Source organism: Micropruina sp., assembly GCF_027492755.1.
GTDB lineage: Bacteria > Actinomycetota > Actinomycetes > Propionibacteriales > Propionibacteriaceae > Micropruina.
This window is the reverse complement of the sequence record NZ_JAPUED010000021.1, coordinates 22,253-28,466: the sequence shown is the minus strand read 5'-3', so window position 1 is coordinate 28,466 and position 6,214 is coordinate 22,253. Positions and strand designations below refer to the sequence as shown.

Genomic DNA, 6,214 nt, shown 5'->3' with positions numbered 1-6,214 from the left:
TCGTCACCCATGACGACAACGGCTACATCGTGATGGAGTACGTCGGCGGCCGGTCGTTGAAACAGCTGCTCAAGCAGCGGATGGAGACCAACGGCGGCAGTTACGACCCGCTGCCGGTCGATCAGTCGCTGGCCTTCCTGATCGAGATCCTGCCGGCCTTCAGCTACCTGCACGATCTCGGTCTGCTGTACTGCGATTTCAAGCCCGACAACGTCATTCAGGTCGGCGACTCGTTGAAGCTGATCGACCTGGGCGGCGTCCGGCGGGCGAACGACGACGATTCGGCGATCTACGGCACGGTCGGCTATCAGGCACCCGAGGTGGCCCAGGCGGGCGCGACCGTGGCGTCCGACATCTTCACCATCGGGCGCACGCTGATGGTGCTCTGCGCCGAGGTGCCCGGCTATCAGAGCGAGTTCGAGTTCAGCATTCCGCCGGCCGATCAGTTGCCTGCCTTCGCACAGTACGACTCGCTGTACCGGCTGCTGTTGAAGTGCTGCGCGCGCGACCCCAACGACCGGTTCAACACCGCTGAAGAGTTGCGTCAGCAGATGCTCGGCGTGCTGCGCGAGGTGGTGGCGACCGCGTCCGGCACGACGGCGTCCACGTCGATCAGCTCGCCGCTCTTCGAGGCGCCGTCGGTGTCGGGCAACCGTTTCGACTGGCGACAGCTGCCGCAGCTGCGCCGCGATCCGAGCGACCCGCAGGCGGCGTGGCTCGACTCCCTTGATCTCAGCGACCCGGTCGATCGGCTGGGCGCGCTGACCCGGCCCCCCTCGCTCTCCACCGAGGTGCTGCTGGCCCGCTGCCTGGCGGCGTTGGAGACCGGCAACCAGCGGGTGCTGGACGAGTCGGTGCACACCCTGCTCACCGAGGATCCGTGGGAATGGCGTGCGGTCTGGATGGCCGGCCTGGGGGCCCTGGTGCGCGGCGATCACAGCACTGCGCTGTCGTCGTTCAACGCCGTCTACGGTCAACTCCCCGGCGAGCTGGCACCCAAGCTGGCGTTGGCGGTCGCGTGCGAGTTCGGCGGACAGCAGGACGTCGCCGAGAGCCTGTACCGGATCTGCGCGGTCACCGACGCCAACTACGTGACACCCGCCGGCTTCGGACTGGCCCGGATTCGCGCTTCGCGCGGCGACCTGCCTGGTTCCCTGACCGCGCTGGAACTGATCCCGCAGACCTCCCGCGGTTATCAGGAGTCCCAGAAGCTGACCACCGAGCACCTGATCGCGCTCGGCAAGGACGCCGCGCATCTGGCCGAGGCGCTGCGGGTGCTGCAGCATGCCCGGCTCGATCAGGTCAGTCACCTCAAGTTCGAGGCCGACATTCACTCCAGGGCGCTCGCCTTGGCGTCCAATGGTGCGGTCAAGCTGGGTGCCACGACGTACACCGAGCGTGACCTGCGGGACAAGCTCGAAAGCTGCTACCGGCGGCTGGCGCAACTGAGCGCCGACGCCGAGGAACGTGCCGAGTTGGTCGACAGGGCCAACGCGATCCGAGGGTGGAGTCTGCTGTGACCGATGAGTCCCCTGCCTGGCCGCTGTGGGCCACTGAGCACGAGGCGGCCGCGAATGCGGCAGCCCAGGAATACGGCACGCTGGCGTTGACCGCGCCCTGCCCGTCCTGCAGCGCGTCCGTGCGGCCCGATCAGCGGTACTGCGAGAACTGCGGTGCCGACGTGCACCCCGAGGTCGGGCCGGTGGCCAGGGCTGGGTTGACCACGGAGGAGACGGTCAAGTTCAACCGGCCGAAGGCGTCGAGGCCGCCTTGCGTCGAGTGTGGCGGCGAGGTGGACGCCGACGGCTACTGCCAGACCTGTGGCGCCAAGGCGCCCTCGGCACGTGATCACTTCGAGGCCGTTCCGGGGTCCTGGTTGGCGGGCGTGTGCGATCGCGGCCTGGTGCACAACCGCAATGAGGACGCCATGGCGCTGTGGGCGGCGTCCGAGCCGGACCGCGCCGCCGTGCTGGTCGTCTGCGACGGTGTCTCCAGCTCCCAGGACTCCGACGTCGCGGCGCTGGCCGCCGCCGAACGGGCACGGGACGTTCTCGCCGGGCGCTGGTCGAACTCGTCAGACGACCGCCGCGCGAACTCGTCGGACGACCGCCGGTCGAGCTTCTCGAGACCCACTGCCGACGCAGCCGAACCCGACCCACTCAGCACCGCGCTGATCGAGGCCACCGCCGAAGCCCAGCACGCGGTCATCGAGAACACCGCCCCCGACAGCCCCAACGCCGCCTCCTGCACCTTGGCGGCCGCCGTCGTCGAGGACGGTCTGGTGCACTGGGCGTCCCTGGGCGACTCGCGGATCTACTTCCTCGCCGACGACGCCCACGTCCAGCTCAGCACCGACCATTCGGTGGCCGAAGAGCTGATCCGCGGCGGCGCGTCCCGGGTAGAGGCCGAGAACAGCCTCCAGGCGCACGCGATCACCCGCTGGCTCGGCCGGGATGCCGATGACATCGTTCCCGACACCGGCGTCTTCGCGGCGCCGTCCGACGGCTGGTTGCTGCTCTGCACCGACGGGTTGTGGAACTACGCCTCCGAGCCGACCGCACTCGCCGAGCAGTTGCAGGCGGCGTCCGCCGAGAGCGACGAGCCTGTGCAGATCGCGCGTCACCTGGCGCGGTGGGCCAACTCGCAAGGCGGCAAGGACAACATCACCGTGGCCCTGGCTCGGCTGGCGGCTAACCTGAACAGGACGCCACAAGCACCTTCGGACGACCTCAACGAGCCCGCCGCCGGTGCGAGGGCGTCGAGCACGAGTGTCGAGGAGAAGGACTGAGAATGGCCCTGTTCACGTCCGCGGTCTACCAGAACGAGTTCCTGCCCGACGGCGGCACCGACGTCAACGCGATCGTCACCGTTGCCTGCAGCGGTGCCGGAGCGGCCGGGCAGACCGGCAGCGGTGACGCCGGCGAGATCATCATCGTCGACACCTCCGGTTCGATGGGCAACGTCAACATGGCGGCGGCGAAGCAAGCGGCGATGGTCGCCCTCGACCACATTCTCGACGGCACCTACTTCGCCGTGGTGGCCGGCAACCACAAGGCGTACCTGGCCTACCCGATGGTGCAGTCCGGAGCCGGCATGGTGCGGATGGATGCCCGTACCCGGGCCGACGCGCGGCGGGCGATCAGCTACTTCCGCGCCGACGGCGGTACGGCGATGGGCAACTGGCTGAACCTGGCCAAAGCCCTGTTCGACTCGATCGGACATCTCGCCCAGAAGCACGCGATCCTGCTCACCGACGGCGAAAACCACAACGAGACCCAGCAGCAGCTCGACATGGCTATCCGCAACTGCGTCGGTCAGTTCCAGGTGGACTGCCGCGGCGTGGGGGTCGATTGGAAGGTCTCGGAGATCCGCACCATCGCGCAGGCACTGCTCGGCACCGTCGACATCATTCCGAACCCGTCCGCGCTGGGACAGGTGTTCGCCGAGTTGATGCAGAAGTCGATGGGACGTGGCGTGGCGCAGGCCGACCTGCGGATCTGGATTCCGCAGGGGGCGCAGGTGCTGTTCGTCCGGCAGGTCTCCCCCACCGTGGAGGATCTGACCGACCGTGGCGTGCCGATCAACCCGCTCACCCAGGCGTACCCGACCGGTTCGTGGGGCGATGAGGAGCGTGACTACCACGTGCAGATCCGGCTGCCGGCCAAGTCGGTCGGGCAGGAGCAGCTCGCCGCCCGCGTCCAGTTGGCGGTCGGCCCCGAGGTGTTGACCCAGGGCCTGGTCAAGGCGAAGTGGTCCTCGGACACGAACCTGACCGCGCAGATCAATCCCGAAGTGGCGCACTACACCGGGCAGACCGAGCTGGCGCAGGCCATCCAGGAGGGACTGCAGGCGAAGGCGTCCGGGGACGAACGGACGGCGACCACCAAGCTGGGCCGCGCCGCCCAGCTCGCCGCCGAGACCGGCAACGCCGAAGCCACCGCGAAGCTGCGCAAGGTCGTCGACATCGACAACGCCGAGACCGGCACGGTGCGGCTGAAGCGCGGTGTCGCCAAGGCCGACGAGATGGCGCTCGACACGGCGTCCACCAAGACCACGCGAATCAGGGGCTGACATGGCGATTTGTCCGGCGGGACACACCTCAAAGTCTGAGGACTACTGCGATCTGTGCGGACTGCCGGTGACCCCGGGCGCGGACGCCCCGCCGCCGGCCGCTGCCGCACCGGTGCAGCCGCTGCCGGGTGCGTTGTGCCCGGCCTGCGGCACCAACAACGCCCCCGATGCCTTGTTCTGCGAGGCCTGCGGCTACGACTTCACCACCGGCACCATGCCGCGCTCGGCGACGCCGAGTGCCGAGGTCCCACCCGCGCAGTGGTCGAGCCTGCCCACGCCCGAGGGCGACGCGGATCGTTGGTCGAGCTTGCCGGGGTCTGACGCCGCCCAGGAAAGCGACGAGGTGGGTGACCGCTGGTCGAGCTTGTCGAGACCCGGTGACGCCGAGGACTCGGAAGCCGGGCAGGTCGAACCCGACCCCCGTTGGTCGAGCTTGTCGAGACCCCAAGAGGCCGACGAAGCCGAGGGCCAGGACGTTCAGCCCGATCTTCCCTCGCCGGACGCGCCAAGCCCCGAAGCTCAGCAGGCCCAGCCTGAGGCTGTCCAGCCAGGCGTGGCTGGCTCCGATCAGCCCGCGGATACATCCCTGGACGGTCCCGGCCCCGTAGCGAGCCCAGCTGAGTCCCCCGCGGCCGTCTCTCCGACCGCACCGCCCGCCGGCTCCGAGTCGGCGCCGGCCGAGCCGCCCGTCCCGACGCCGCCGTCGCGCCGTCCGCTGCAGGCTCGTCCGACCTCGGTCGAATGGGTGGCGGAGATCTGGATCGATCCCGACTGGTACGCCACCCAGGGCGCGACGGACGCCCTGCCGTCCCCCGGCCTTCCCGAGGTCGTGCCGCTGCGGGCGAGTTCTGCGCTGATCGGACGCACGTCGCGCAGCCGCAACATCCACCCCGACATCGACTGCGCGCTGGATTCCGGCGTCAGCCGGCGGCACGCCCAGGTCACCAGCGACGGCACCCGCTGGTGGATCGAGGATCTCGAGTCGGCCAACGGCACCTTCCTCGGATCGTCCGCCGGTCCGCTGCCCACCACCCCGATCGGACGCGGCCGCGTCGAGTTCGCCCCCGATCAGCGGATCTACCTCGGCGGATGGACCCGCATCGTCATCCGGGCCGCCACCGACGACGAGAAGCAGGCCTTCAACGCCTGACCCGTAAATCCCCTGCCTCGTCATCCCGGGCTCCGATCCGGGATCTCGGGCGGGAGAGATCCCGGATCAAGTCCTGGATGACGCTGGAGCGGCTTTGGTGCGACTGAGGGCATTTGCTGAGCAGACCGCCGATGATCGTGGTCGACGCCTCGGCGATGGTTGAGGCGCTGGTCGGACGCGACGTCCAACCCGGGCTTCTGGACGCCCTACGCGGCGATATCCACGCGCCGCATCTGCTCGATGTCGAGGTGCTGTCCGCCCTGCGTGGCCTCACCCTCGGCGGGCACCTCGACGCCCAGACCGCCGAGCAGGCTCTCCGGGGCTACTTCGATTTCACCATCGTGCGACACGAGAGTGAACCGCTGGCTGATCGGATCTGGCAACTGCGGCATCAGTTCACCAGCTACGACGCGGGCTACCTGGCCTTGGCGGAGGCGCTGTCGGTTCCTTTGCACACCTGCGATGCCAAGCTCACCGGCTCCGGACACACCGCCCAGGTAATGCTGTTCGGCTGAACCCACTGATCGGGTTGCCCTACTCGAAGACCACGCGACCGTCGTCATCGATGCGCCAGCCGGGGTTGTGCGCGATCTCCCAGATCACGCCGTTCGGATCGGCCGCGTGCCCGTGGAAGACTCCGCCGAAGGCTCCCTCCTGCGCCGGCTTCAGGATCGTTCCACCGGCCGCCGCGAACGCGGCGAGGGTCGCAACCACACTCTCCCGGTCGGGCACGTTGTGGGCGAGCGTCACGCCGCTGACCCCACTCGTCGAGCGGTCGCGGAGTAGGTCCTGATCGAACTTCTCCGCATCGAACAGGCCCAGCAGCAAGCCCGGCGCGATCTGGAAGAAGACGATCTCTCCCGGCTCGTCGTAGGACACCGTCCAGCCCAGGCCGTCGCGGTAGAACCGGCGTGCCGCGTCGAGGTCGGGGGTCGCCAGGGTGAGGAAGTGCAGCCGTTGCTCCATACCCTCCAGTCTGGCGACTCGCCCCGA

The 6,214-nt window shown here is 68.9% G+C and carries 6 protein-coding genes; 5 read left to right on the top strand and 1 reads right to left on the bottom strand.

Annotated elements, in window-relative coordinates; translation table 11 throughout:
* The 5 genes from Q0066_RS01260 to Q0066_RS01240 all read left to right on the top strand — a co-directional run.
* Positions 1–1,520: tetratricopeptide repeat protein (locus Q0066_RS01260; protein WP_298129272.1), on the top strand; the 1,520-nt coding region annotated here is incomplete at its 5' end.
* On the top strand, positions 1,517–2,788 hold the full coding sequence (locus tag Q0066_RS01255; RefSeq protein WP_298129271.1) for a protein phosphatase 2C domain-containing protein: 1,272 nt from the start codon (positions 1,517–1,519) through the stop codon (positions 2,786–2,788). The genes Q0066_RS01260 and Q0066_RS01255, both read left to right, overlap by 4 nt.
* A 2-nt stretch (positions 2,789–2,790) precedes the next feature.
* On the top strand, positions 2,791–4,071 hold the full coding sequence (locus Q0066_RS01250) for a VWA domain-containing protein (protein WP_298129269.1): 1,281 nt from the start codon (positions 2,791–2,793) through the stop codon (positions 4,069–4,071).
* 1 nt (position 4,072) lies between these two features.
* The gene (locus Q0066_RS01245; protein WP_298129266.1) at positions 4,073–5,221 is read left to right on the top strand and encodes an FHA domain-containing protein; all 1,149 of its coding nucleotides are present in this window, start codon (positions 4,073–4,075) and stop codon (positions 5,219–5,221) included.
* A gap of 131 nt (positions 5,222–5,352) precedes the next feature.
* Positions 5,353–5,736 carry a type II toxin-antitoxin system VapC family toxin gene (locus Q0066_RS01240; protein WP_298129264.1) on the top strand — a complete coding sequence of 128 codons (384 nt, stop codon included), beginning with the start codon at positions 5,353–5,355 and terminating at the stop codon, positions 5,734–5,736.
* 19 nt (positions 5,737–5,755) lie between these two features.
* Here the strand turns inward: Q0066_RS01240 and Q0066_RS01235 are convergent, their stop codons facing one another.
* Positions 5,756–6,187: a VOC family protein gene (locus tag Q0066_RS01235; protein ID WP_298129262.1), complete on the bottom strand. Its 432-nt coding sequence runs from the start codon at positions 6,185–6,187 to the stop codon at positions 5,756–5,758.
* Positions 6,188–6,214: the final 27 nt, after the last annotated feature.